The organism is Apilactobacillus kunkeei (genome assembly GCF_001421115.1).
Taxonomy (GTDB): Bacteria; Bacillota; Bacilli; order Lactobacillales; family Lactobacillaceae; genus Apilactobacillus; species Apilactobacillus kunkeei_F.
Genome location: NZ_JXCW01000006.1, coordinates 285,643 through 311,199, shown reverse-complemented (window position 1 = coordinate 311,199; position 25,557 = coordinate 285,643). Strand labels below are relative to the sequence as shown.

The window sequence follows — 25,557 nt, the reverse complement described above, 5'->3', positions numbered from 1 at the left end:
TCAATGTTGAATATTCCCCATAGGACTGATAGTAAAAACCATACGAAGAAGGCCCCAAGGATGTTCTTATGTATGTTGAGATTTCCGATTTTATTGATACCCGGTCATTCCTTTTATCATGTAATTAAAATATGAACAATTAAATTATACTTATAAGTGCGAATTATCACAAGGAAATTATTTAAAACAATTTGTGAAATAATGATACAATGGGATTATCAAAATTAGGAGCAACGAAAAAATGGAAAAATCTACCAAAAATACTAAAAACAAATTTTTAAGAGAATGCCTTAGCTGGCTAATCTACCTAGTTGTATTAGGTGGTGTTTACCTAACTGTTGTCCATTTCATTACAATGGCAACCGTTGATGGTCATTCAATGGATCCAAACTTATACAATGGAGAAAAGATGTTGGTATTAAAGCAAGCCGACATTAAACGTAACGGTGTTATTATCTTTGATGCCCACGGCGAAGACCCTACCGCAACTGCCAAGGACTACTACGTAAAACGTGTTATCGGTCTACCAGGTGACACCGTTTCATACAAAGATGGTAAGTTATACGTTAACAACAAGGTTGTTGATCAAAGTTTCATCAGTAAAAAGGAACTAAGTGTTGGTACTAGATACTTCGATACTAACAATCAAATCAAAAACTGGAGCATCTCAAGCCTATCCAGCACTAAATGGGTATACAACCAAAACGTAAAGGTTGTACCAAAGGGTGAATACTTCGTATTGGGTGATAACAGAAGCATCTCAAACGACAGTCGTTACTGGGGATTCGTAAAGAAATCTAAGGTATTAGGAGTTGCTAAGTTATTCCCATGGTCAGGTACTGCTAAGCACCGTCATAACGTTAATGATTTAGCTAAGTAGAGGGGAATTTAATCCATGAAATTAACTGCCAAACAAAAAAATTTATTATCATGGGTTATCTACCTATTATTCTTGGTACTGGCCTGGTTTGCTATCAAGAGTTTTGCGACCGTAGTTAAGGTTGATGGTCATTCAATGGACCCCAACTTACATACGGGACAACGAGTCTTAGTGATGAAACAAGCAGCGATTAAACGTAATAGCGTGATTGTGTTTGACGCTTTCGGCGAGGACCCTACCAAACTCGCCACTACATATTACGTAAAGCGTGTAGTTGGGATGCCTGGCGATAAAATTGTCTATAAAAACGGCAAGATATACATCAATAACAAGCTCTACAAGCAAGACTATATTAGTAAGCAACAAGTGATCGTGGGAACACGCTACAAATTTCAAAATGATGTCATTAAGAACTGGGATATTACCAAGTTATCCAGAGAAAAATGGGTAGATGACCAAGATGAAAAGGTTGTCCCTAAAGGGATGTACTTCGTTTTAGGTGATAATCGATCAATCTCAAATGACAGCCGTTATTGGGGATTTGTTGAACAAAGAAAGGTATTAGGTGTTGTGTATTCATTCCCATGGTCTGGAAATGCCACACAGCGTTACAATATTAATGATTTACAAAATAAAAAAGCGTTGAACTAAATTCAACGCTTTTTTTTGTTGGTTATTTATTTGTTGATTGATGCGGTACTAGTTGCACCGTCACTTACTGATGAAGTGGTAGTAGCTGCTGCACTGTTATTGCTTAGAGCAGCACCTGAACCATCTGTGGTATTGTTTTGAGTTACCTTTTGATCGTTTACACGAGATTGATTCAAATCATCGTGATGATCGCTGAATGGACGACTTGATTCTTCAGGTTTTACAGCGTCTTGATTTGCTTGTTGTTTAGTAGCAGTAACGATTTGCTTTGGTTGAGCAACTGCTGAATCGTCAAGCATACGGTTGTTTAGACTGAAACCTGAAGCGCTAGTATCAGTGATAACCATGTTCTTAACTTCTTTTTTAGCTTTCTTCTTCTTTGTAGTCTTCTTATGTTTTACAACGACCTTCTTAGCTTTTTTAACCTTTTTAACGGGCTTTACAAGCTTTAATTGGTATTCAGGAACATAACCACCTAATTTTGGTAGGAATAGGAAGTTTGATCCGTTGAAACGAACGCGGTTACCCACGTGCATATGACCAATTCTCTTGAAATAACGGTATCTCATCATTGTGTGACGACCGTGATGTAACTTTCCATATTTGTAGACGTTAACGAATTCGCTTCGGTTAGTGTATGTTTGTTTAGCGGATGCATTGACGGTAGTACCGATTAAAAATACGGCACCGACAGCTGCAAATGCAGCGGCGACTTTCTTTTTCATATCGTTTCCTCCTGGGAATGTAAAAATATTCTCATATATATATAATAATTTACCAGTAAATACAGAAATATCAAGCCAAATCGACCGATTTAACTTAAATGTAACCTTCAGTTCACTTATCCACATGTTGACAACTTTAATCAGTCGGCTATAATTAATGACAATTAAATTAGAATACGATTAGAAATTAATCGTTTTCTAATAAATATATGGAATGAGGTGTTCAATATGAAAAATCAAGAAATTTTGCATGACGAAGACGAAAGTTTCGCATCAGCTTCACGTATCAAATATTTTGATATGGTAATTGAATCGGGTGAAGGTGCGATTTTAAATGACGTCGAAGGAAACGAATACATTGATTTATTAGCGAGCGCATCCTCAACCAATACTGGTCATAGCCATCCACACGTGGTTGATGCAATCACAAAACAGGCTCAAAAGTTAATCCAATATACTCCGGCATACTTTGCTAACTTATCGGCCGCCCAACTGGCCAAACGATTGACCGATTTAGCACCAATCGATGGTCCGGCTGAATTATCATGGGGAAATTCTGGATCAGACGCCAATGACGCGCTAATCAAGTTTGCCCGCGGTTACACCGGTCGCCAAGACGTTGTTAGTTTCACTGGAGCATATCACGGTTCTACATACGGTTCAATGAGTGCTTCTGGAGTTAGTTTGAACATGAATCGTAAGATGGGGCCATTAATGAGTGGATTCTACAAGGTTCCATTTCCAAGTCCATGGTACCGCGAATCATATGAAACAGAAGATGAGTTCGTAGATCGCATGTTTGAGGAATTTAAGCTACCATTTGATACATATTTACCTGCTGACGAAGTTGCGGTCATCTTGATTGAACCAATTCAAGGTGATGGTGGAATCGTTAAAGCACCAGAAAAGTACCTAAAGAAAGTATACGAATTTGCCCACGAACATGGCATCCTATTTGCGATTGATGAAGTCAATCAAGGGATGGGCCGTACCGGAAAATGGTGGTCAATTCAACAATTTGACGGCATTTATCCAGACCTTATGACCGTTGGAAAGTCACTAGCTTCCGGTTTGCCACTAAGTGCGGTCATCGGTAAAAAAGAAATTATCGAATCTCTAGATGCACCTGCAAACGTGTACACCACCGCCGGGAACCCTGTTACCACAGCGGCTGCCATGGCCACAATCGACGTCATCGAAGACGAGCATCTACTAGAACGTAGTGAGCGTTTAGGCGTTAAATCCAAAGTATTCTTTGATAGAATGAAAGAGAAGTACGATTTTGTCGGCGACGTTAGAATGTACGGACTAGACGGTGGAATTGATATCGTCGATCCTAAGACCGGAAAAGCTGACGTTAAAGTAGCGACAAAACTAATCTATCGTATGTTCGAACTTGGGGTAATCATGATTACCGTTAGGGGAAATGTGCTTAGATTCCAACCACCTTTGGTAATTACCGAAGAACAACTAGAAAAGGCCTTTGACGTTATCGACCAAGCTATGGATGACGAAGCAAACGGTCGTATTCAATTCGATAAGACTATCGGTTGGAGTACTGATTAATAAGCTAATTAGGGGTGTAATTAATGGCTCATACTAAGTTAACGCAAGCCGACTTTGACGCAATGCGCGAAAAATATGACAGCGATCCAAAAAACAAGGTATTACAACGTTCCGTTATGAAAAACGGTATTAACAATACCGCCAAAGATAACCGAGTAGTGGCCAAATTAAACCACACATACTCTGTAGAAATCGATACTGGTAAGGTATCAAACCAAAAACGTTCAGGACGTTGCTGGCTATTCTCATTGTTAAACGTTTTAAAACACGACTTTGCGAAACGCTACGACGTAAAGGACTTCGAACTATCACAAAGCTACCTATTCTTCTGGGATAAGGTAGAACGTGCCAACATCTTCTACGACCGCATTATCGATACTGCTGATAAGCCTTTCGATGATCGCGAACTTCGCTGCTATTTAGCTGCACCGGGTGCAGATGGTGGTGAATGGGGGATGGCCGTTGCATTGGTACAAAAGTACGGTGTAATGCCAACTTCTGCCTTTCCTGAAAGCAACGTAACCGAAGATACATCCGATTTAAAGGAAGTATTGAACCGTAAGTTACGCCGTGATGCAATGGTGTTACGTGACATGATTCATGCTGGAAATAGTGATGCCGAAATCGCTGAAAAGCGTAAGGAAATGCTAAAAGAAGTTTACAAAATTGCTGGTTTCGCATGTGGTGTTCCACGTGAAACATTCACCTTTGAATACCGTGATGACAAGCAAAACTACCATGTAGATGCAGACATCACACCTAAACAATTCTTCGATAAATACTTCGAAATTGATTTAGATGATTACGTTGTTTTAGGTAACTATCCTAACCGTAAAATGGAACAATTATTCCGTAACAAGGCCGGTCAAAACGTCGTTGGTGGTCGCCAAGTTGAATTCTTAAATATGCCAATGGATGTGTTAAAGGATGCTGCGATTGCGCAACTAAAAGATGGCGAAACTGTCTGGTTTGCTAACACCGTGACCGAACAATCAGACCGCCAAAACGGTCTATTAGACGACGATTTATACCGTCGTGCTGAATTGTTCGATATCGACATGAACATGGACAAGGCCCAACGTTTGGATTACTACGACAACATTCCTAACCACGCGATGACACTTACTGGTGTCGACATTGTCGACGACAAACCAACTAAGTGGAAGGTCGAAAACTCTTGGGGTGAAAAGGTCGGCGAAAAGGGTTACTTCGTAATGGCCGATAACTGGATGGACAATAATGTTTTTGAAGTTATCGTCAACAAGAAGTACCTAACCAATTCACAAAGACAATTACTAGAACAAACCCCAGTCGATTTAGACCCTTGGGCAGCGGTATAAGGAGGACGTAGATAATGACTGAAACAAAAATTACCGAACAAGATCTAAAAGAATTACGTGCGGCCTACGAAGAAAATCCTACCAATGCGATTTTGGAAAGAACCGTAACACAAAATGGAATTGGCAATGTTTCATACGATGAAACAGCCACTGAAAAACTAAATCCTGTCTTTTCTGTTGAAGTGAAGACTGGTAAGGTGTCCAACCAAAAACAATCCGGTCGTTGCTGGATGTTTGCGTTATTAAACACCTTAAAGCACCAATTTGGCACTAAGTACAACGTTAAAGACTTCGAATTATCACAAAACTATATATTCTTCTGGGATAAGATTGAACGTGCTAATATCTTTTACGATCGCATCATAAATACAGCGGACAAGCCGCTAGACGACCGTACCGTTCAATACTTCCTAGAAGTCGGACCAGGAGCAGATGGTGGCCAATGGGCAATGGCCGTAGCATTAGTTCAAAAATACGGAGTTGTGCCAACCACTGCGTTTAGTGAAACCAACGTTTCCGAAAGTACTGGTGATTTGAAATCAATTTTGAATTACAAACTAAGAAACGATGCGTTCAAACTACGTAACATGGTAAGCGACGGGGTGTCTGAAGAAGACATCCATGACGCTAGAGAACAAATGCTAGCCGAAGTTTACAAGATTGCCGCGTACTCACTTGGCGTGCCGCCAAAGACTTTTGACTTTGAATACAGGGATGATAACGACAATTACCACATTGATCGTGACTTAACCCCTAAGGCATTCTACGAAAAGTACCTATCGGATGCTGATTTAGACGATTACGTCGTCCTAAGTAACTCTCCTGACAAGGAATACGACAAGATGTATCGCTTATCAGCGCAAGAAAACGTGGTCGATGGTAGAAAGATTGAATTCTTGAACCTACCAATGGAAGACCTAAAAAATGCCGCAATTGCGCAATTAAAAGACGGTCAAGCCGTGTGGTTTGCTAACGACATTGCGCGTCAATCTGACCGTAAAAAAGGCTTCCTAGCTGAAAATCTATACCATTACGACGAACTTTTTGACGTTGATTTATCCATGAGCAAAAAAGAACGTCTACAATACCATGAAGCTAACGTTTCACACGCGACTGCATTAACCGGAGTCGATTTAGTCGATGACAAACCAACTAAATGGAAAGTTGAAAATTCATGGGGATCAAAGAATGGTGTCAATGGATACTTCATCATGGATGATGGTTGGATGAACGAATATGTATACGAAATTGTAATAAATAAAAAATATTTATCTAATGATAAAACCGCGCTACTAAGCCAATCTCCGGTCGAATTAGCCCCTTGGGATTCATTAGAATAAAATTAAAGTGTTGCAATTTTTCTAAGAAGGTATTAATATAAGTGACAATCAAATAAGACGTTGAACAGGAATTTTAATTATTGAGTGTTTCACAGGAAGCTCACGGTTATGAGAGTGGGTAGCACGGTAGTTAAATCGTACCTGAGAGTCATTTTTCGAAATGAGTAGAAAAAATCGTTGGCGGCGTTAACGCTGAAGTTATTATAACTTCTCGAGCTAGTATTCGTGAGAATGCTAGGAATTGAGGTGGCACCGCGATTTATTCGTCCTCTTGGATATCTTATCCAAGAGGATTTTTTTATACCCAAAAATAAATATTAATTTTAAAAACAGTGATTAGGAATTTTAGTTAATTCAGTCATTTACAGAGAACTTAGCAAAGCCGGGTGAGAGCTAAGGATGACATTAATTAAATCGTACCTATGAGTTTGAATTCGAAATGAGTAGAATTCACCGTTAACGCGTTATCGTTAAAGTTTGAAAGAACTTTATGAGCTGATGTTCGTGAGAATGTCAGAAACTGAGGTGGAACCACGATTAGTCGTCCTCTAGGATTTATTCCTAGGGGACTTTTTTTATATAAATATTTGCATGATGATCAAGAATTTAATCAAACAAATCATTTACAGAGAAATTAACGTTGATGAGAGTTAATAATGACATTTGATTAATCGTACTTGTGAGTGAGCTTCGAAACGAGTAGAAGCAAACGTCGGCGGCGTTAACGCGGAAGTCATTGACTTTATGAGCTAGCATTCGCGAGGGTGTTAGAAAGTGAGGTGGTACCGCGAATACATCGTCCTCTATCGAAATTAAAATTTCATTGTTTATATACAAAAAGGAGGATGTTTCACATGAAACAATCAAAGAAAATCGTTTTAGCATATTCCGGAGGATTAGATACATCAGTTTCAATCGCATGGTTAATCGAACAAGGTTTTGACGTAATTGCCTGCTGCATTAACGTAGGTGAAGATTACGGGGAACATAAAGATTTAAACCAAATTAAAGAAAAAGCATTAAAGGTTGGTGCCATCAAATCATACGTTGTTGATGCACTAGACGAATTCGCTGAAGACTTCCTACTAACTGCATTAGACGCTAACGCGATGTATGAAGGCGAATACCCATTGAGCTCAGCACTATCTCGTCCTTTAATGAGTCAAAAGCTAGTTGAAATTGCTCACCAGGAAGGTGCCGAATACATCTGTCACGGATGTACCGGTAAAGGAAACGACCAAGTTCGTTTCGATGTCGCTATCCATTCTCTAGATCCAAAATTGACAGTGGTTACTCCAGTTCGTCAATGGCATTGGAACAGAGAGGAAGAAATCGAATTTGCTAAGAAACACAACATCGATATTCCAATTGATTTAGATTCTCCATACTCAATCGACGCCAACATCTGGGGACGTGCTAATGAATGTGGTGTCCTAGAAAATCCATGGAACCAAGCTCCAGAAGATGCCTTTGATATTACTAAACCAATCGAAGAAACTCCTGACCAACCAGAATTCATGGACATTACCTTTAAACAAGGTAAGCCAGTCGCCGTTAACGGCGTTGAAATGAGCTTCGTCGACGTTATCAAAAAGGTAAATATCGCAGCCGGCGAACACGGTGTCGGTCGTATCGATCACATCGAAAACCGTTTAGTAGGAATCAAATCCAGAGAAGTTTACGAAGCACCGGGTGCTACCGTATTACTAAAGGCCCATAAGGCAATGGAAAACCTAACTATGGAAAGAGATTTAGCTCACTTCAAGCCAATGATTGAACAACAAATCGCTAACCTTACTTATAACGGTTTATGGTTCTCACCATTGATGAAGTCACTAAAGGCATTTATCCAATCATCACAAGATACAGTTAGTGGAACAGTTAAAGTGAAGTTGTTCAAGGGTAACGTTTACGTAGTCGCTTCTAAGTCAGAAGAATCACTATACGACGAAGACCTAGCTACTTACACTGCTGCTGATTCATTTGATCAAAATGCTTCAGTTGGTTTCATTAAACTATGGGGATTACCTACGCAAGTCGCATCACAAGTAAAACAAAAAAACTTACAAAAGAACTTCATGAAAGACGTTATGAAGACTCAAACAAAGGAAAAGGTACTAGTTGAAAACAAGTTAGAAGGTGAATCTGATGAGTGAGAAACTATGGGGCGGTCGTTTTAATAGCGACGCCAACGATTTATTCTTGAGGCTCGGTGCCTCAATCAATGTTGATATCAAGATGGCAAACGAAGACATCGAGGGTTCAATCGCTCATGCCACCATGTTAAGCCACGTTGGTATCATCACAGAGGCCGAAAAAGACCAAATCGTAAATGGTTTAAAAGAGATTAAGGAAGAGTTCAATGAAGGAAAACTTCATTTTAGTTACCAAAACGAAGACATTCATATGAATGTCGAAACAGTGCTAACCGAAAAAATCGGCGCGGTCGCTGGAAAACTACACACCGCTCGTTCAAGAAACGATCAAGTGGCATTAGACTTTCATTTATATCTAAAGAAACGTCTACCACAAATCATGGCACTAATTAGGAGTTTTCAAAGTGAATTGGTTAACCTAGCCGATGAAAACTTAGAAACCATCATGCCGGGATACACCCATTTACAACACGCTCAACCAATCTCATTTGCCCATTACCTAATGGCCTACTACGAAATGTTAGACAGAGACTACGACAGGTTCGAATTCAACCAAAAGCACACCAACATGTCACCAATTGGTGCTGCGGCTCTTGCGGGAACCACTTTCCCAATTGATCCTCATTTCACCGCCAACGAGTTAGGTTTAGATGCACCTTACAACAACTCCATCGATGCAGTCTCAGATAGGGATTTCGCCATTGAATTTCTAAGCAATGCTTCCATTCTAATGATGCACTTATCAAGACTATGCGAAGAAATTTGCTTATGGTCTAGCTACGAATTCAAATACGTCGAACTATCAGACGCATTCAGTACTGGAAGCTCAATCATGCCACAAAAGAAGAACCCTGATATGTGTGAACTAATTAGGGGTAAAACCGGAGTGGTATACGGTCACCTAAACGCCTTACTAGCAACTATGAAATCATTGCCGCTGGCATACAACAAGGATTTACAAGAAGACAAGGCTGGTGTGTTTGACACAGTCGAAAACATCGAACCAATCCTACAATTAATGACCGAAATGATTGCGACAATGCAGGTCAATAAGGACCTGATGCTATAAGCGGTCGAAAAGGACTTTTCAAACGCAACTGAATTAGCTGATTACCTATCAGCCAAAGGATTACCATTTAGACAAGCTCACCGTATCGCCGGTGAATTAGTCGCCAAATGCATAAACGAAAATTGTTACTTACAGGATCTATCATTAGAACAACTACATAACTATTCAGACTTGTTTGAAGAGGATATCTACGAAGATTTGAAACCACACGTAGCAATTCAAAGAAGAAAGAGTTATGGGTCAACCGGTTTTAATGAAGTCCATAAACAGATTGAAAAAGCGAAAGAAAAACTAAAGGGAGAAATGAATCATGAAGAATAAAATGAAACATTCCGTGTTAATTACCATGTTGCTAATGATTGCAACACTATTCGTGACAGCATTCACTGTTCCAAGTGTTCAAGCATCAGCTTCCGATAACTCACTACAACAAATTAAGCAAAAAGGTTACATCGTAATGGGAACCGCTCCAGATTATCCTCCATACGAATTTATTGGAAAAGATAACGGTGGTTCAAAGGTCTACGGTGCCGATATCGAATTAGGTAAGGCCATCGCCAAAGACTTAGGAGTAAAACTAAAGGTTAAATCAATGGGATTTGACTCATTACTAGTTGCGCTTCAAACCAAAAAGGTTGATATGGTTATTGCAGGGATGAACGAAACCCCTGAAAGAGCCAAGAGTGTCGACTTCAGTAAGACTTACTACTCATCTGGATTGAGTTTGGTATTAAACAGTGCCGACGACAAGAAAATCAAGTCATACAAGGACCTACAAGGTAAGACCATCGGTGCTCAAATCGGATCAGTACAATACGATGCTGTGAAGAAGGGTATCAAGAACATTAATCTAAAGGGAATGGAAAACATCAACGATTTAATTCTTGCTTTGAAGTCAGGAAAAATTGAAGCCATTCCGCTAGACACTGCCGTAGCTCAAGCCTACGCAGCCCACAACCCAGGTCTAAAGATTATTGACGCTAAGATGCCTGGTCAAGAAAGCTCAAACAAGATTGCCTTCTTCAAGGGTGCTACTAGCTTAGAAAACGCTGCTAACAAGACAATTGATAAGGTTAACAAGTATAACCTATACACCAAGAAATTCGTTCCAGCAGCTGCAAAACACATCACTAACAATAAGTCACAATCACAATTTGAAACAATGTGGCAATACAAGAACTTCTTTATCTCAGGAATCGAATACACAATGATCATCTCAGTGGTATCAGTATTCTTCGGTATCATCTTAGGAATTATCTTTGCGCTAATGAGATTAAGTCACAACTGGCTATTGCACTCAATCGCCGTTTGCTACATCGAATTCATTCGTGGAACACCTCAATTAGTACAAATTATGTTCATCTACTTTGGTCTAGGTACCATCGTTAACGTTCCAGCCTTAACTTCAGGAATTATCGCTATTTCCATCAATTCTGGAGCCTATGTCGCCGAAATCATTAGAGGGGGAATTAATTCTATCTCTGATGGTCAAAGCGAAGCCGCATTATCACTTGGTCTATCCAAGAAACAATCAATGCAATACATCGTGTTACCACAAGCCTTCAAGAACATCTGGCCTGCACTTGGTAACGAACTAGTAACCTTGATCAAGGATAGTTCACTAGCATCCGTAATTGGGGTTGGAGAACTAATGTATCAAATGAGAGCTGTTCAAGCTGATACTTACTTAGGTGTCGCACCAATTGCTGTCATTATGGTCATTTACTTTGTAATCACATTTACAATTTCTAGAATCATGAAACACTTAGAAGGGAAGATTAGCCATGGAACCAATGATTAAAATTGAAAATTTAACCAAAAAATTCAAAAATAATACCATCTTTTCTGACATCAACGCTGAAGTCCACAAGGGTGAAGTAATCTCACTTTTAGGTCCTTCTGGTGCCGGTAAGAGTACTTTCCTTCGTTGCATTAACATGCTAGGTGAACCAACTTCTGGAAAGATTCTATTGGATGGTAAAGACCTAGTAAGCAGTTCTGAAAAGGAACTAATTCAATTAAGAACCCACATCGGAATGGTGTTCCAAAGCTTTAACTTGTTTGAAAACAAGACAGTTATCGATAACATCACACTAGCACCCATCAAGGTGAAAGGCATGAGTAAGGAAGACGCCGAAGCAAAGGCGCACGAATTACTTAAGACCGTTGGCCTAGATGACAAGGCAAACGTTTACCCAGACAGCCTATCTGGTGGACAAGCCCAACGTATCGCAATCGTACGTGCACTAGCCATGGATCCAGAAGTAATTCTATTCGATGAACCAACTTCAGCATTGGACCCTGAAAAAGTCGGTGAAGTACTAAGTGTTATGCAAGACTTAGCTAAGAAGGACATGACCATGATTATTGTTACTCATGAAATGGAATTCGCTAAGAATGTTTCAGACGAAATTTGGTTTATGGATGAAGGAAAGATTCAAGAAAAACAAGCACCTAAAGACTTTTTTGAAAATCCAAAAACCCCTAACGCCCAACGTTTTTTAAGTAAAATGATTTAATCTGTTTATAAATACGTCAAAAGACCAACATAAATGTTGGTCTTTTTGATTATTCTCATTTTATTTTGTACAATAAAGCTAAACATGACACATTTTGAATTAATCCGAGGAGGAAATCAATTGTCTAAACGTTTTAAACTAGTAGAAGAATCATTTACAGGAGTATCCATTTACATCGATCAAAGAACCGGTGTTGAATACGGTGGATACGGCAGTACATTAACTCCACTACGCAACCCTGACGGAACTTTGTTTGTTGATGAATCTGAAATTGATCAAGATTACGAACACAAAGAAAAATAAACGGGGGAATATGAAACCATGTTTTTATGGATTCACTTAATTTTTGCGGTACTACTAATCGCTTTGGTGATTACCGCGCTATGCAAAAAGAATAACTTTAAGCCTTACATGATGGCCACTAGAGTGTCTTATCTAGTCTTCATCGTGACGGGAATTGTACTATTTAGCAAAGCCTTTGAACGCGATGCCATGTTCACGATTTTGAAGGTTTTATCAGCCATCTTCTTAATTGGCTTGATTGAAATGGCCTATGCCCAAAAGACTAAAAAGTCGTTAACTGTTGGATTGGTGATGAGCCTCATCCTAGTTTTCGCATTAGTGATTGTGATTGGATTAATCGTCGCTGGCGGTCGTCCTTTCATTCATTTTATTTAAATATTATTATCGCAGATTCTGCGTATCTAAAAAGAGAGTGAACAAATATGTTCACTCTCTTTTTTATTGATTGTCGCTGCCAGATAGGGATGGATGTTGGAGTTGATAGCTGGTTGCTTCAAATAAGGAATGGGTTGCTTCCCAAATCTTTTTAGCGACGTAGGTGTTATTCATGGTGTATAGGTGAATGCCATCGACGCCATTGGCGACCAAATCAACGATTTGATCGACCGCATAGGCGATTCCGGCGTCACGCATTGCCTCTTTGTTGTTGGCGTATTTGTTCATGATGTCAACGAATTTTCTGGGCATTTCTAGTCCTGATAATTCTGTAATGTGTTTAATCTGATTGCAGTTAGTACAGGGCATGATGCCGACTTCGACCGGTACGTTAATTCCGGCCAGTTTCAAACGTTGACGAAAGTCATAGAACGCTTGGTTATCAAAGACCATTTGGGTGATCAAATGACCGACGCCGTTGTCTACTTTTTTCTTCAAATGAAGGGTGTCATCGACCAAATCGATAGATTCGGGATGCTTTTGAGGGTAGCAGGCGCCCGTGATGTCAAAGTTACCTTGGGTCTTGATGAATTCTGCCAATTCTGAAGCGTGGTTAAAGTCACCAACCGGTGTTTCGTCAGGATTAATGTCACCACGAAGTGCTAATACGTTATTAATGTTGTGTTGCTTTAATTGTTTTAAGAAATCGGCAACGTCTTTTTTGGAACGATAGATTCCTGGAATGTGGGCCATCGCAGGGATGTTCAAATCGTTTTGAATCATGCTGGATAGCTCCAAAGCATTGTTATTTTGTGATCCACCGGCACCTAGGGTAATGGAAATGAAATCTGGTTTGATTCGTTTAATCCCGGTAAGGGCGTTCACTAATTTTTTGGTGCCTTCCGGTGTCTTGGGTGGATAGACCTCAAGTGAGAACACCGTTTTGTTCTTAAATGTATCTTTTAAACTCATGTTATCCCAACTCTCCGCGTTTTTGTTGAACAGCGGCGATGAAGTTTTTTAGACTAGCGAATGATTCTGATTCACCACGGGTCTTTAGACCACAGTCCGGGTTGATCCAAACTTTACTTTCGTGAAGCTTAGCTAGGATGTCACTGATAACGTTATAGATTTCAGATTGACTAGGGACACGTGGAGAGTGAATATCGTAAACTCCAGGGCCGACTTCTGTTTCAAAGTTATTTGCTTTTAATTTATCGATGATTGATAAATCAGAACGTGATGCTTCGAATGAAATAACATCGGCATCCATGTTATCGATGGCTTTGATGATGTCGTTAAATTCGCTGTAGCACATATGAGTGTGGATTTGAGTAGTTGGTTGGACCTTGCTGTGAACCAATTTGAATGCTGGGATTGCCCAGTCTAGGTATTCCTTGTACCAGTCACTCTTACGTAGTGGAAGCTTTTCACGTAGGGCGGCTTCATCGATTTGAATAATCTTGATGCCGTGTTTTTCAAGATCTAGTACTTCGTCTTGGATTGCTAAGGCGATTTGGGTTACTGATTCCTTTGCAGGGATATCTTCACGTGGGAATGACCAGTTGAAGATAGTAACGGGACCTGTAAGCATTCCTTTAACCGGTTTGTCGGTCAAACTTTGGGCATAGGTAGAAGCGGCAACTGTAATTGGGTTCTTACGACTAACGTCACCCCAGATGATTGGTGGTTTAACAGCACGAGTACCGTATGATTGAACCCAAGCTTTCTTGGTAAATGCGAAACCAGCTAGGTTTTCACCGAAGTATTCCACCATGTCGTTTCGTTCGTATTCACCGTGGACTAAGACATCAAAACCAGCTTCCTCTTGCCATTCAATGATGCGCTTAATCTTATCTTTGTTGAATTGATCGTATTGATCCTTATCGATTTCATGATGCTTGTATAGTGAACGGTTCTTTCTAACATCCTTGGTTTGTGGGAATGAACCGATAGTAGTAGTTGGAAGATCTGGTAAGTGGAATTCTTCTTTTTGGATGATTTCACGTTCAGCACGCTTTGGTAATCTGGTGTAATCAGCATCTGATAAATCAGCGATACGCTTTGTTACAGCTGGATCCTTTGGATGGTTAACGTTCTTGAACAATGCTTCGTTTGCCTCCAATAGTTCAGTGTTACCGTTGAAGAAGATTTCGTCTAAATCGTGTAATTCGTCTAGCTTTTGGTATGCGAAGGCTAAGTGTTGCTTTAATTCGGGGTCTAAATCAGTTTCGTTATCAACGGTGTATGGAACATGTAGTAGAGAACAAGAAGTTGAAATTACGATGTTTTTAACCGGTAGGCTCTCTAGTAATTCGATGGTCTTCTTGTATTCGTTACGCCAGATGTTCTTACCATTAACTACCCCGGCGAATAAGACCTTGTTGTCGTCAAAACCGTGCTTAGCAATTAAATTAGCGGTTTGTTTACCTTCTAGGAAGTCTAAACCAATACCGTCGAATGGTAATTTAACTAAATCTTCATAGATATCACGAACATCACCGAAGTATGTTTGAAGATTAATCTTGAAGTCATGAGGAATAGCTAGGATGCGAGTGTATAGGTCATCGAATAGCTTCTTATCGTCAGCACTTAAATCAAATACTAGTGATGGTTCATCAATTTGAAGCCACTTGATGTCGATTTCATTTAGGCGAGCAAAGATATCCTTGTATGCTTCAACGATTGGTTCAATAAAGTCTTCGGCTGATTTTTTACCAACGTAGCGGCTTAGTTTTAGTATGGTGAACGGACCGATTAATGAAGCCTTAACGTTACTGTGCTTGGCAGCTGCCTTTTTTACATCGTCGAAGAATCTAGTTTCCACTAGTTTAATTTCTGTATCATCGTCGATTTCTGGGACGATGTAGTGGTAGTTGGTGTTGTACCATTTCTTCATTGGTAGCGCCTTAACGGAATGGTTATCGTCTTGGTAACCACGGGCTTGGGCGAAGTATTCGTCTAATTGGTTTAAACCTAAATCGGCATAACGTTTAGGAGTGATGTTCAATAGGGTAGCGGCGTCTAAGACATTATCAAAGAATGAGAAGTCACCGGCACTGATTAGGCCTAACTTGGCGTCTTCTTGAATTTGCCAATTCTTTTCTTTTAGTTCATCAGAAATCTTTAGTAGTTCGTCTTGATCGATTTCCTTCTTCCAATATTTTTCTGTAGCGCGTTTTAATTCGCGGTTTTCTCCAATTCGTGGGAATCCAATAATGCTTGTACTCATAATGTTACCTCCTCAGGTAAATAAAAATTTATTTAGCGGGTGAATAAAAAAATCCCGCAGTCTATGTAGACTACGGGACGAAATCTTCGTGTTACCACCCTGATTTTGTAATACATCGCTGCATTACACTCAATAAGTACTTCATAAGAAATACTTCTACGCGATAACGGGCGTACCCGAACATCGTTTGTCAAAGACTCACGGTGATAGATAATTCCTAGACCATTTTCAGTTTCCTTGCGTGCTTTGTCTCATCGTAATCAAAGCTCTCTGTGAACGTTTGTAAAACTTACTTATCTGCTCAATATCTACTTATTTAGATGATGTAAATTGGTTTAACCAATTGATGTAAAAGGTGGTGGCATCCGTATGCCAGGAGTTGATGGGATGATCCTGATTGTCAAAGTAGTTACTTGGTTTTTTAGTAGCCAAACCTTTTTTGACATCGCGGAAATACTCATCAGCTAAAGTTTTCGTCCCGTATTCAAGATGACCAGTGACGTAGTATGAATTAGTGTTTGAATCGAAAATTAAGGTGGCGCCGATGGTGTCGTTACCGGCTAACACGGTTGCCTTAACGTTACCTTTTGGAATCGTGAAGTAACGTGATTGAGGCATTGTAATGCCATCGGTTGTATAGACCCCGTAAATCTTTTGGTCCAACTGTTTTCCGGTTAAAATTCCGTCGATTGTTCCGGCAGCCCAGGCGGCCCAGCAGCTGAATAGGCAGGTGTCAACATGGGTCTTACGCCAGTTGATAAAATCAACGAATTCATTCCAGTAATCAACATCATTGAAGTGCTTTCTGTCTAGTGGGGCGCCAGTCACGATTAATGCGTCAAAGTGATTGTCTAAAACATCTTTGGTTGTGACGTATTTTTCGAATATTTCTGGATCAAAATGTTTGATGTGGTGACTGTCCATGCGACAAAAGTTCAAATTAATGTTTAGGTCGGTTTGTTGAAGCAAATCGATAATTTGGTGTTCAGTCTCAAGCCGATTGGGCATTAGGTTTAGCACCAAAATACTTAGGGAATCATCAATTTTTTGATGACTATTTTGTGAATAGCCAGATAGGATGTTGATACAACCCATAGGCCTTACCTCCTTTAAATTTTCGCGAAAGCTTGTTTCAAATCGTCAATAATATCGTCAGCGTTTTCAATTCCAATTGAAATTCTGATTAAATCAGGTGTAATACCGGCTTCTTTTAATTCCGCTTCGTTTAGTTGAGCATGAGTGGTTGAAGCGGGGTGAATGATTAGTGATTTGGCGTCACCAACGTTGGCTAGTAGTGAGAATAGGTTTAGGTTTTCAATTAACTTCTTAGCAGCTTCTTCGCCTCCGGTTAGACCAATTGTGAAGATTGATCCGACACCCTTAGGGAAACTCTTCTTGGCTTGTTCGTAGTACTTGCTGGATGGTAGTTCAGGGTACTTAATCCAAGCGACCTTATCGTTGTTAGATAAGAAGTCGATGACCTTACGGGTGTTTTCAACGTGTCTTGATACTCTAAGTGACAATGTTTCTAGACTTTGAATTAATAAGAATGAGTTGAATGGACTAATTGCACCACCGGTATCACGAAGAATTTCGGCTCTCACCTTGGTGGTGAATGCACCTGGTTTTAAGTCGGCAAATACTAATCCGTTGTAGTGGGTATCTGGGGTTGTGAAACCAGGATAGCGACCGCTTGTACGATAGTCGAACTTACCATTTTCAACGATAATGCCACCCATTGTGGTACCGTGACCACCGATGAACTTAGTTGCGGATTCAACGACGACGTCGGCACCGTGATCTAGTGGACGGTATAGGTAAGGGGATGCGAATGTGTTATCGACAATCAATAACAGGTCATGTTTATGAGCGATATCTGCAATTGCTTCGATATCACTTAGGTTGATATCCGGATTACCGATTGTTTCTAGGTATAACGCCTTGGTATGGTCGTTAATTTCCTTTTCGAAGTTTTCTGGATTATCAGAATCAACGAAGTGAGTGGTAATTCCTAACTTAGGTAATGTGGCGTTAAATAGGTTGTATGTTCCACCGTATAATGTTCCGGCTGAAACGATTTCGTCACCTTGGCCAGCAATGTTGGTGATGGCGGCGTGAATTGCTGCGGCACCAGATGCTAAGGCAACGGCACTAGTTCCATTTTCCAGTGCAGCCACACGTTTTTCGAAAACGTCGGTGGTTGGATTGGTTAAACGAGTGTAGATGTTACCTGGATCGGTTAAGGCAAAACGACCAGCAGCTTGATCTGCATCTTTAAAGATATATGAACTGGTTTGATAAATTGGTACCGCACTGGCACCAGTCTCATCAATGTGTTGACCTGCGTGAATCTGTAAAGTTTCAAATTTATCTGTACTCATAAAACATTCCTCCTAAATTTTGGTAACAAAAAAAGCTCTCGCTCCATGTATAGCTAAATACATGGGACGAAAGCTTCCGCGGTACCACCCAACTTCGCTTTATTATTGCTAATAAAGCCTCAACGACACTAACATGTCTGGGAAGGTATCGGTTCCTACCGGATTTCTAGCTTGCACTATCGATCATGACTCAGAGCTCATCTGTGACTCACAATCAATTGCACCTTTTCACTATCTGATGCTCACTTTGAATCGATTGTCTTGAGTTACTCTTCTCTTCAACGTCTGAACTATTTAAGTTGTTTTGAATGATAGTCCTAGTTTTTTCTAATGTCAACAGATAAATTAAAATTTTATTAGAAAAAGATTAATAAAAATATTTTTCAAAAAGTTTATATACTATCTTTTAGACCGTTTTTATGTACCAAAAATTAAAATATTTGGTTTGACAAACAAATTTTAACGAGTAAACTTCGAGACAATCAAAACAACCAAAAAACTTTGCAGAGATGAGTAAGGTTTATAAGCCTCAATAAGAGAGCCGATGAATGGTGAAATTCGGTGTGGCGGAGAATCTGAAAATGGTCTTTGATTACAGTAATTAGGCGATCTTTGGTAAGTCTAATTCGGGTGCGCCCGTTACCGCGTCAGAGTATCTTAATCATCTGACCTCTATGATTAACGTACTTGTTGAGAAGTAGCCAGTGATGGCTGCTTGAAATCAGGGTGGTAACACGTGCCGACGTCCCGTAGTCTCTTTGAGACTGCGGGATTTTTTATTTCTCAAATTTAGAAAGGATGATTGATTATGACAGGATTTAACACCAAATTAGTCTACGGAAAAGGGCTAAATAAGCTTCACGATAACTGTACGGGCGCAGTGAATGTTCCATTATACCAATCCACTACATATGCCTTTAAAGATATCGACGGGGAAAATAAATATGACTATTCACGTTCTTTGAACCCCACAAGAGAGTACTTAGAAGATCAAATTGCATGCTTGGAAGATGCCAAACATGGCTTTGCTTATGCATCCGGAAGTGCCGCCATTCATGCGGTTTTCACCTTGTTTAAACCGGGTGATCACATCGTCGTTAGCAAGAATATCTACGGTGGAACTTTCCGTTTGATTAACGACTATTTGAAAAACTTGGATATCGAATTTACCCAAGTGGATACACAGGATTTATCCGACGTCGAAAGTGCGATTAAGCCTAACACTAAGGCGATTTATTTCGAAACTATCGATAATCCATTCATGAAGGTTACCAGTGTGAAACATATTGCGGAAATTGCCCACAAACACGGCGTTTTCACCATTGTTGATAACACATTTTTAACCCCATACTTACAACAAGCATTGAATTTGGGTGCAGACATTGTCATCCATTCAGCTACTAAATATCTGGGTGGTCACTCCGACGTGATTGCCGGCCTCGTTGTTACCAATAACGATGAAGTAGCCGATAAATTATATTTTTGTCAAAACGCAGTCGGTGGCATCCTAGCACCAGAGGACTGTATGTTGGTAATTCGTGGCATTAAGACATTATCAGTTCGTTTGGACAGACACATTCAAAACGCACAAAAAGTTTTGCAATATTTAGACTCAAAAAGTGACGAAATCAAACACATTTATTACCCAGGTCGTGCCGGTGACGAAACCGATGAAATCGCTAGAAACGAACTAAAAGGATACGGTGGTGTTATCACGTTTGAACTAAACGATAACGTTGATCCAAAGTCGTTCGTCAACAGTCCAGAATTAATCTGGTTAGCCGTTAGTCTAGGTTCCGTTGAAAGCCTAATCGAACTTCCATACTACATGACCCATGCCGAATTGCCTGTCGAAGAAAGAAACAAAGTCGGCATTACTCCGCAACTAGTTCGTTTGTCAGTTGGACTAGAAGATCCAGAGGACTTGATTGCTGATTTAGAGCAAGCATTTGCTAAGGCGAAGAAATTAACCGCGGTAGAATCTGCGAAATAAGATATAATAAAGCCAAAGCAAAAAAAGGAGGCTTGCACTATGAAAATTGCAATCTTAGGTCACGGTACCGTCGGAAGTGGAGTCTTAAAGATTATTCAAGACAGCGCGTTGCATCCATTTGAAAAAGATTTATCAGTCAAATATGTATTTGTTCGTCCAGAAAAAGTTGATCAAAACGAATTATTTGTGGATGATTACGCAACGATTTTAAATGATGAAGAAGTCGATGTAGTCGTGGAAGTATTGGGTGGACTAGAACCCGCTAAGACAATGATCATCGATGCATTAAAACATGGCAAGAACGTTGTGACAGCTAACAAAGCAGTCGTGGCGAGAAACTTGAAAGAATTTGATGAAATCGCTGAAGAAAATGGTGTAAAGTTCTACTTTGAATCAGCCGTTGGTGGTGGAATTCCTTGGATTATTAATTTGGAAAGAGCACTTCGTATCGACCAAATCGATTCAATTCATGGAATCCTAAACGGAACTAGTAACTATATTTTGGATACTATGACTAAGACTGGTCAAAGTTTCAATAAGGTCCTAAAAGATGCTCAAGACTTAGGATACGCAGAAGCCGATCCGAGTGCAGATATCGATGGATACGACATCGAAAATAAATTATGTATTAGTGTGGACATTGCCTATAACACCTTTGTGAAACCAGGTGACCACCTATTAAAATTTGGAATTAGAAACATTACCGATGAGGATATTAAGTACTTTAAAAAGCACAATTTAATCGTGAAATTACTAGGTCGAAGTTTCAAGAAAAACAACAGTTTTAACTTTGTGGTTGAACCAACTTTATATACTCCCGGACAAATTGAAGCCGGAATCCATGATAACTACAATTTCGTCGGTTTACGTGGAACTACCATTGGTAAACTAACCTTTAATGGCCAAGGTGCGGGTGAATTTCCAACCGCCCACGCGTTAGTGCAAGATATCTTAGATTTAAAGGCCAACAATGTGCACTTAAAACGTGATTTTAACGAAGAATTTTCTTTGGATAATACTACCAAGAAAAAGAATTACGTCGTTAGAACCGGTGCAGATTTAGAATCAAAATTACCAGAATACGACATTCAAAAAGACGGTAATTACTACCATATTGCCGCAATTGATACACAAAAAATTCATGATGTTGTTAACGAATTATCCAGTGATGATAAGGGCATTTTCTTTGCCTGTATCAGTGGTGGAGCATACAATCCATGGATTGTAAAATAAAAAGAGCGCCTATTATATTAGGCGCTCTTATTTGTTTTCTTATTCAAAATCTTGTAATGCAAGTTCTGCATATGTTAGACGGGCGAAAGTATCATCAGTTGATACACCAGCGTTTTCAAACATGTTTGCGAATAAAACATATTTTGGTTGATCGCTGTATTCACCAGTAATTTCAATCAAACGTTGTAGTTGATTGGTACGGTTTGCTAAATCATCTATGTGGTTTAGTTCCAAATCGTTCTTAGCTGCATCGTAAATAATCTTGTAAGCTTCGGTATTAGTTAATAAATCTAATGCCTTAACTTGTTTCATAAAGTTATCAAATTGTGCATCTGATAATTGTTCTTTAACGTAATGTAAATCAACGATTTCATCGCTAAAGTCTTTTGCCCATTCGTTAATAATAGGTCTTAGTTGTATGTCTGACATTGTTAAAAAATCCTCTCCTAATTCAGATAATGCGTTTAGATTATTCTAGTACAAACATCTAAAAACGTGTGTAGTTTTTTCATTTATAATGTCATTAAATGGGGGTTACAGAAAAAATTTCATGTAACACCTATGATAGTATCTCACATAAGGGATACTAATTGCAAAAATATAGAAATATTTACGAAAAATTAGACATTTAGTTTGACAATCATTATAAAAGGATTAGAATACGATTAAAGATAAATACAAAAGCGAAGAATAGAAAGAGTAATTTCGGACCACGTTTTAAGAGAGATTCCGTTTGGTGAAAGGGATTAACAATGTTTGAAATGAAAATCATCTATGAGCTGCCAGGCAAATAAAGTAGTCTCGGCTGGGAATTCCCATTACAGAATCTGCAAATCAACGGGTTTGTTTGAGATATATCGTTTATCTTTATGAAATTAATTTTGAATCGGTATAACAAAAAGGTGGTACCGCGCGCAAGCGCCCTTTATTTCGTGTATGCGAAATTGGGGCGCTTTTTTATTTGCTCAATTTAAGGAGGTGATGGAAATGAAATCAGACATTAGTGGCATTTTAAATGCGAATCGTAACTAGTTTAAATTTTTACAATAACGCCAATATTAGGCGGTAAACATACATAGTTTTAAGAAAACTGCAGTTGCTATCTATGATTTATCCCTTGAGGCGTTAACTTTAGGAGGATTTAATCATGAAAAATAAACATAAATTATTATTAGGTTCAATGTTCTCATTACTTGCATTAGGTTTAGCTGCCTGTACTTCAGGCAAGGCCCGCACAAAGGCGTTAAAGTTCTCTGAACCAACTACTTTAATGACTTTGGATCAATCAAAATTAGTTGATCAAGTCAGCGATGTTACTTTAAATAATACTAACGAAGGACTTTTAGTAATGACTAAAAATGGAAAAGTGGTTCCAGGGGTCGCTAAGAGTTATTCAGTTTCAAAAGATGGTAAGACATATACATTTAAACTTCGTCATTCTAAATGGAGTGATGGTTCAGAAGTAACAGCTGCGGATTTTGTTAATGGTTTCCAAAGAACCGAAAATCCTAAAACTGCTGCGGCATATCAATATCTACTAGAAGATGTCAAAAATGCTGATGCTGTTGCTAAGGGGAAGAAACCAGTATCTGCATTGGGAGTTAGTGCAGAAGGTAAGTACGAATTTAAGGTCCAACTAGATAAGCCAGAATCATATTTCAAATATGTTGTTACAATGGCTCCTACATACCCTCAAAGTGCCAAAGAAGAAAAGAAGTTTGGATCAGGATATGCAACTAGCAGTGACAAGCAATTATATAACGGTCCATACAAAGTTACCGGATGGACAGGAACTAACGATACTTGGAAGCTAGTTAAAAACAATGAATACTGGAACAAAGATAACGTCAAAGTTAGACAACTAGACTTCTCTGTTTCAAAGGATCCATCAACAACGATGTATCAATTCGAACAAGGTAACTTAGATTCAATGGTATTAAGTGGCAAGAACCAAGTTAATAATTACAAGAACAGTAAGCAATACCATGCTCGTAAAGAAGCGGGAACTTACTACCTAGAAATGAACCAAACTAAGAACAAACTATTGAAGAATGTAAACGTTAGAAAGGCTCTTTCTTTAGCTGTTGATAGAAACCAATTAATCAAGAGTGTCTTGGGTAATGGTTCAGTACCTGCTAAGGGATTTGTTGCCTCAGATATGTCATCATACAAGGGTAAAGACTTTGCTGATCAAGCCGCAGTTCCAGGAGCGGTTAGCTATAACTTGACCGAAGCAAAGAAGTTATTTGCTAAAGGTTTGAAACAATTAGGTATGAAATCTGCAAGTCTATCATTACTAGCAGATGATTCATCTGATTCAAAGACTGTTACAGAATATCTTCAAAACCAATTCCAAAAACTACCAGGATTAAAGATTAGCTTAGAAAACCTACCAAGTAAGGTTGCCACTGATAGAACCGAAAAAGGTCAATTTGATGTGACATTAGATGCTTGGATTGCTGACTTCCCAGATCCAGTTAGTTTTATGAGTCTAGAAATGACAGGAAATGGATACAACCACGGTGATTGGAGCAACAAACAATATGACAGCCTAATGAACAAGGCAAACGGACAAGATGCTAATAATTTTGGTAAGAGATGGGATGATATGGTCGCTGCACATAAAGTATTGTTAAATCAACAAGGTGTAGTTCCTCTATACCAATTAGTAAGTCCACAATTACTTAGCAAGAATGTTAAGGGCCTAAGTTACTATCCAAGTGGCGGTAACTTTGACTTTAGAACTCTTAAATAACCAAACAAAAAAGACCTAAAAATCTAGGTCTTTTTTTATTGCATTAAAACTTCAATGTGATTGCAGCGTAGTCCAAGTTCATTGGCATTTGGCTCTTTGGAAGTAGTAGAACGTTTCCGGCGAAACCAATGGTAGTGATTGCTAAATCATTTAAAGTCTTGTTATAGATTTCTTCGCTAATGTATAGAGTATCAATCTTACCGGATAGTGCGTTTGAAATAATATCGCGTAAATCGGTTGCAACTAAACGGTGATCACTGGCTTTTTCGTATTTAATTTTGTTGTCGTTTGCTAACTTATCGAAGAATTGTTGGTTCAATTCATCAATCATTTCAGAAATCTTGTCGGGACCAAGATCGTCCACATCAACCTTGCTTACGATGTCCTTCGCAAATGTCTTTTGGTCAGCTAACTCGTTGAATAACTTACGGTTTTCTTCGCTGGCAACGACCACAGTTTGTAGGTAGTCATCGTCATCAAATAAATCGCTTAGGTATTCTTTAACCAACATGAAGTACTTGTTTTTATCGTTGTTTACAAGGACTGGAATTGGCTTGTTCACAAGGTTTAAGATGCTAAAGTGACCGTTATCAACTCTTAGTAGCTTAAAGTCGTTATCGCGTAGGATTAAAACGCGGTAGTGAAGTTGGCTTTCGATTTCCTTGATTAGTTGCGCCACGTTCATGGTGTCATCGATTGAGATTTGGGTCTTAACTGGTTGAGTTAAGTCAAATGAATGGATGGCTTTAAAACTAACGTATAGTGCAACACCAGAACCGTTTCCGATGTGTTTTGCGCGATCAAAGTTGAATCTTCTTAATTTTCGTTCGTATCTTGGCCAGATATTTTCGTCGTGTTTTTGAATGAATTCTTCTTTAACAGTTTCGATTAAATTTAAATAATCATTTTTGTTACTAATTTCGTTAAATGAAACAATTAGTGAGATGAATGGCCCTACTTCGTAATCCAAAGTTAGGGTATTTCTAAGCTCGATTGTCGACGTCATAGTCTAACCTCCTTAGATTTATATGTTTATAGT

Annotated in this window: 20 protein-coding genes, 1 pseudogene and 5 other annotated features; of the genes and pseudogenes, 14 read left to right on the top strand and 7 right to left on the bottom strand. The window is 39.2% G+C overall.

Annotated elements, in window-relative coordinates:
* Nucleotides 1-241 precede the first annotated feature (241 nt).
* Both lepB (RZ55_RS06885) and lepB (RZ55_RS06880) read left to right on the top strand, forming a co-directional pair.
* A complete protein-coding gene (gene lepB, locus RZ55_RS06885) occupies nt 242-880 on the top strand; it encodes a signal peptidase I (RefSeq protein WP_057176091.1) in 639 nt (212 codons plus the stop codon).
* A 15-nt stretch (nt 881-895) separates the two neighbouring features.
* Nucleotides 896-1,531 (top strand): signal peptidase I, encoded by a 636-nt coding sequence (lepB, locus tag RZ55_RS06880; RefSeq protein ID WP_057176090.1) that lies wholly within the window; start codon nt 896-898, stop codon nt 1,529-1,531.
* Nucleotides 1,532-1,557: 26 nt separating this feature from the next.
* On the opposite strand, the gene RZ55_RS06875 is transcribed toward lepB (RZ55_RS06880), so the two are convergent.
* Entirely contained in the window at nt 1,558-2,256 is a 699-nt protein-coding gene (locus RZ55_RS06875) for a hypothetical protein (RefSeq protein ID WP_057176089.1), read from the bottom strand.
* Between the two features lie 228 nt (nt 2,257-2,484).
* On the opposite strand from RZ55_RS06875, the gene RZ55_RS06870 reads away from it, so the two are divergent.
* The 9 genes and pseudogenes from RZ55_RS06870 (at nt 2,485) to RZ55_RS06830 (ending at nt 12,924) form a co-directional block, all read left to right on the top strand.
* On the top strand, nt 2,485-3,822 hold the full coding sequence (locus tag RZ55_RS06870; RefSeq protein ID WP_057176088.1) for an aspartate aminotransferase family protein: 1,338 nt from the start codon (nt 2,485-2,487) through the stop codon (nt 3,820-3,822).
* Between the two features lie 23 nt (nt 3,823-3,845).
* On the top strand, nt 3,846-5,162 hold the full coding sequence (locus tag RZ55_RS06865) for a C1 family peptidase (RefSeq protein WP_057176087.1): 1,317 nt from the start codon (nt 3,846-3,848) through the stop codon (nt 5,160-5,162).
* A 14-nt stretch (nt 5,163-5,176) separates the two neighbouring features.
* Nucleotides 5,177-6,502: a C1 family peptidase gene (locus RZ55_RS06860; protein ID WP_057176086.1), complete on the top strand. Its 1,326-nt coding sequence runs from the start codon at nt 5,177-5,179 to the stop codon at nt 6,500-6,502.
* Nucleotides 6,503-6,553: 51 nt separating this feature from the next.
* Nucleotides 6,554-6,776, top strand: a binding site (T-box leader).
* A 49-nt stretch (nt 6,777-6,825) separates the two neighbouring features.
* Nucleotides 6,826-7,054 (top strand) — a binding site (T-box leader).
* Nucleotides 7,055-7,087: 33 nt separating this feature from the next.
* Nucleotides 7,088-7,309 (top strand) — a binding site (T-box leader).
* A 47-nt stretch (nt 7,310-7,356) separates the two neighbouring features.
* On the top strand, nt 7,357-8,658 hold the full coding sequence (locus tag RZ55_RS06855; protein WP_034530601.1) for an argininosuccinate synthase: 1,302 nt from the start codon (nt 7,357-7,359) through the stop codon (nt 8,656-8,658).
* Nucleotides 8,642-10,048, top strand: a pseudogene (gene argH / locus RZ55_RS06850) (argininosuccinate lyase). The gene RZ55_RS06855 and the pseudogene argH overlap by 17 nt, the downstream one beginning before the upstream one ends.
* Nucleotides 10,038-11,528 carry an ABC transporter substrate-binding protein/permease gene (locus RZ55_RS06845; RefSeq protein ID WP_241772098.1) on the top strand — a complete coding sequence of 497 codons (1,491 nt, stop codon included), beginning with the start codon at nt 10,038-10,040 and terminating at the stop codon, nt 11,526-11,528. Before argH ends, RZ55_RS06845 begins: the two are co-directional and overlap by 11 nt.
* Nucleotides 11,512-12,246, top strand: a complete 735-nt coding sequence (locus tag RZ55_RS06840; RefSeq protein ID WP_034530595.1) for an amino acid ABC transporter ATP-binding protein — start codon at nt 11,512-11,514, stop codon at nt 12,244-12,246. Before RZ55_RS06845 ends, RZ55_RS06840 begins: the two co-directional genes overlap by 17 nt.
* Before the next feature lie 120 nt (nt 12,247-12,366).
* Nucleotides 12,367-12,549, top strand: a complete 183-nt coding sequence (locus RZ55_RS06835; RefSeq protein WP_034530593.1) for a DUF6440 family protein — start codon at nt 12,367-12,369, stop codon at nt 12,547-12,549.
* A gap of 18 nt (nt 12,550-12,567) precedes the next feature.
* On the top strand, nt 12,568-12,924 hold the full coding sequence (locus RZ55_RS06830; protein ID WP_041152689.1) for a YisL family protein: 357 nt from the start codon (nt 12,568-12,570) through the stop codon (nt 12,922-12,924).
* Nucleotides 12,925-12,987: 63 nt separating this feature from the next.
* Here the strand turns inward: RZ55_RS06830 and metF are convergent, their stop codons facing one another.
* The 4 genes from metF to RZ55_RS06810 all read right to left on the bottom strand — a co-directional run bounded on the left by metF (nt 12,988) and on the right by RZ55_RS06810 (nt 18,537).
* Nucleotides 12,988-13,896 (bottom strand): methylenetetrahydrofolate reductase [NAD(P)H], encoded by a 909-nt coding sequence (gene metF, locus RZ55_RS06825; RefSeq protein ID WP_057176085.1) that lies wholly within the window; start codon nt 13,894-13,896, stop codon nt 12,988-12,990.
* Nucleotide 13,897: 1 nt separating this feature from the next.
* A complete protein-coding gene (metE, locus tag RZ55_RS06820) occupies nt 13,898-16,156 on the bottom strand; it encodes a 5-methyltetrahydropteroyltriglutamate--homocysteine S-methyltransferase (protein ID WP_057176084.1) in 2,259 nt (752 codons plus the stop codon).
* A 70-nt stretch (nt 16,157-16,226) separates the two neighbouring features.
* Nucleotides 16,227-16,470, bottom strand: a binding site (T-box leader).
* The gene (locus RZ55_RS06815) at nt 16,469-17,251 is read right to left on the bottom strand and encodes a homoserine O-acetyltransferase/O-succinyltransferase family protein (protein ID WP_057176083.1); all 783 of its coding nucleotides are present in this window, start codon (nt 17,249-17,251) and stop codon (nt 16,469-16,471) included. It overlaps the preceding feature by 2 nt.
* 14 nt (nt 17,252-17,265) lie before the next feature.
* The gene (locus tag RZ55_RS06810) at nt 17,266-18,537 is read right to left on the bottom strand and encodes an O-acetylhomoserine aminocarboxypropyltransferase/cysteine synthase family protein (RefSeq protein ID WP_057176082.1); all 1,272 of its coding nucleotides are present in this window, start codon (nt 18,535-18,537) and stop codon (nt 17,266-17,268) included.
* An 808-nt stretch (nt 18,538-19,345) separates the two neighbouring features.
* Between RZ55_RS06810 and RZ55_RS06805 the strand changes: the two genes are divergently transcribed.
* Both RZ55_RS06805 and RZ55_RS06800 read left to right on the top strand, forming a co-directional pair.
* Nucleotides 19,346-20,530, top strand: coding sequence for a trans-sulfuration enzyme family protein (locus tag RZ55_RS06805; protein WP_057176081.1), 1,185 nt, complete (start codon nt 19,346-19,348; stop codon nt 20,528-20,530).
* Nucleotides 20,531-20,569: 39 nt separating this feature from the next.
* A complete protein-coding gene (locus RZ55_RS06800) occupies nt 20,570-21,763 on the top strand; it encodes a homoserine dehydrogenase (RefSeq protein WP_057176080.1) in 1,194 nt (397 codons plus the stop codon).
* 39 nt (nt 21,764-21,802) lie between these two features.
* On the opposite strand, the gene RZ55_RS06795 is transcribed toward RZ55_RS06800, so the two are convergent.
* Nucleotides 21,803-22,192, bottom strand: a complete 390-nt coding sequence (locus tag RZ55_RS06795) for a hypothetical protein (protein ID WP_034530580.1) — start codon at nt 22,190-22,192, stop codon at nt 21,803-21,805.
* A gap of 248 nt (nt 22,193-22,440) precedes the next feature.
* Nucleotides 22,441-22,692: a binding site (T-box leader), on the top strand.
* 218 nt (nt 22,693-22,910) lie between these two features.
* On the opposite strand from RZ55_RS06795, the gene RZ55_RS06790 reads away from it, so the two are divergent.
* Entirely contained in the window at nt 22,911-24,518 is a 1,608-nt protein-coding gene (locus RZ55_RS06790; RefSeq protein ID WP_057176079.1) for a peptide ABC transporter substrate-binding protein, read from the top strand.
* 43 nt (nt 24,519-24,561) lie between these two features.
* Here the strand turns inward: RZ55_RS06790 and RZ55_RS06785 are convergent, their stop codons facing one another.
* Entirely contained in the window at nt 24,562-25,524 is a 963-nt protein-coding gene (locus RZ55_RS06785; RefSeq protein WP_057176078.1) for a hypothetical protein, read from the bottom strand.
* Between the last annotated feature and the right edge of the window lie 33 nt (nt 25,525-25,557).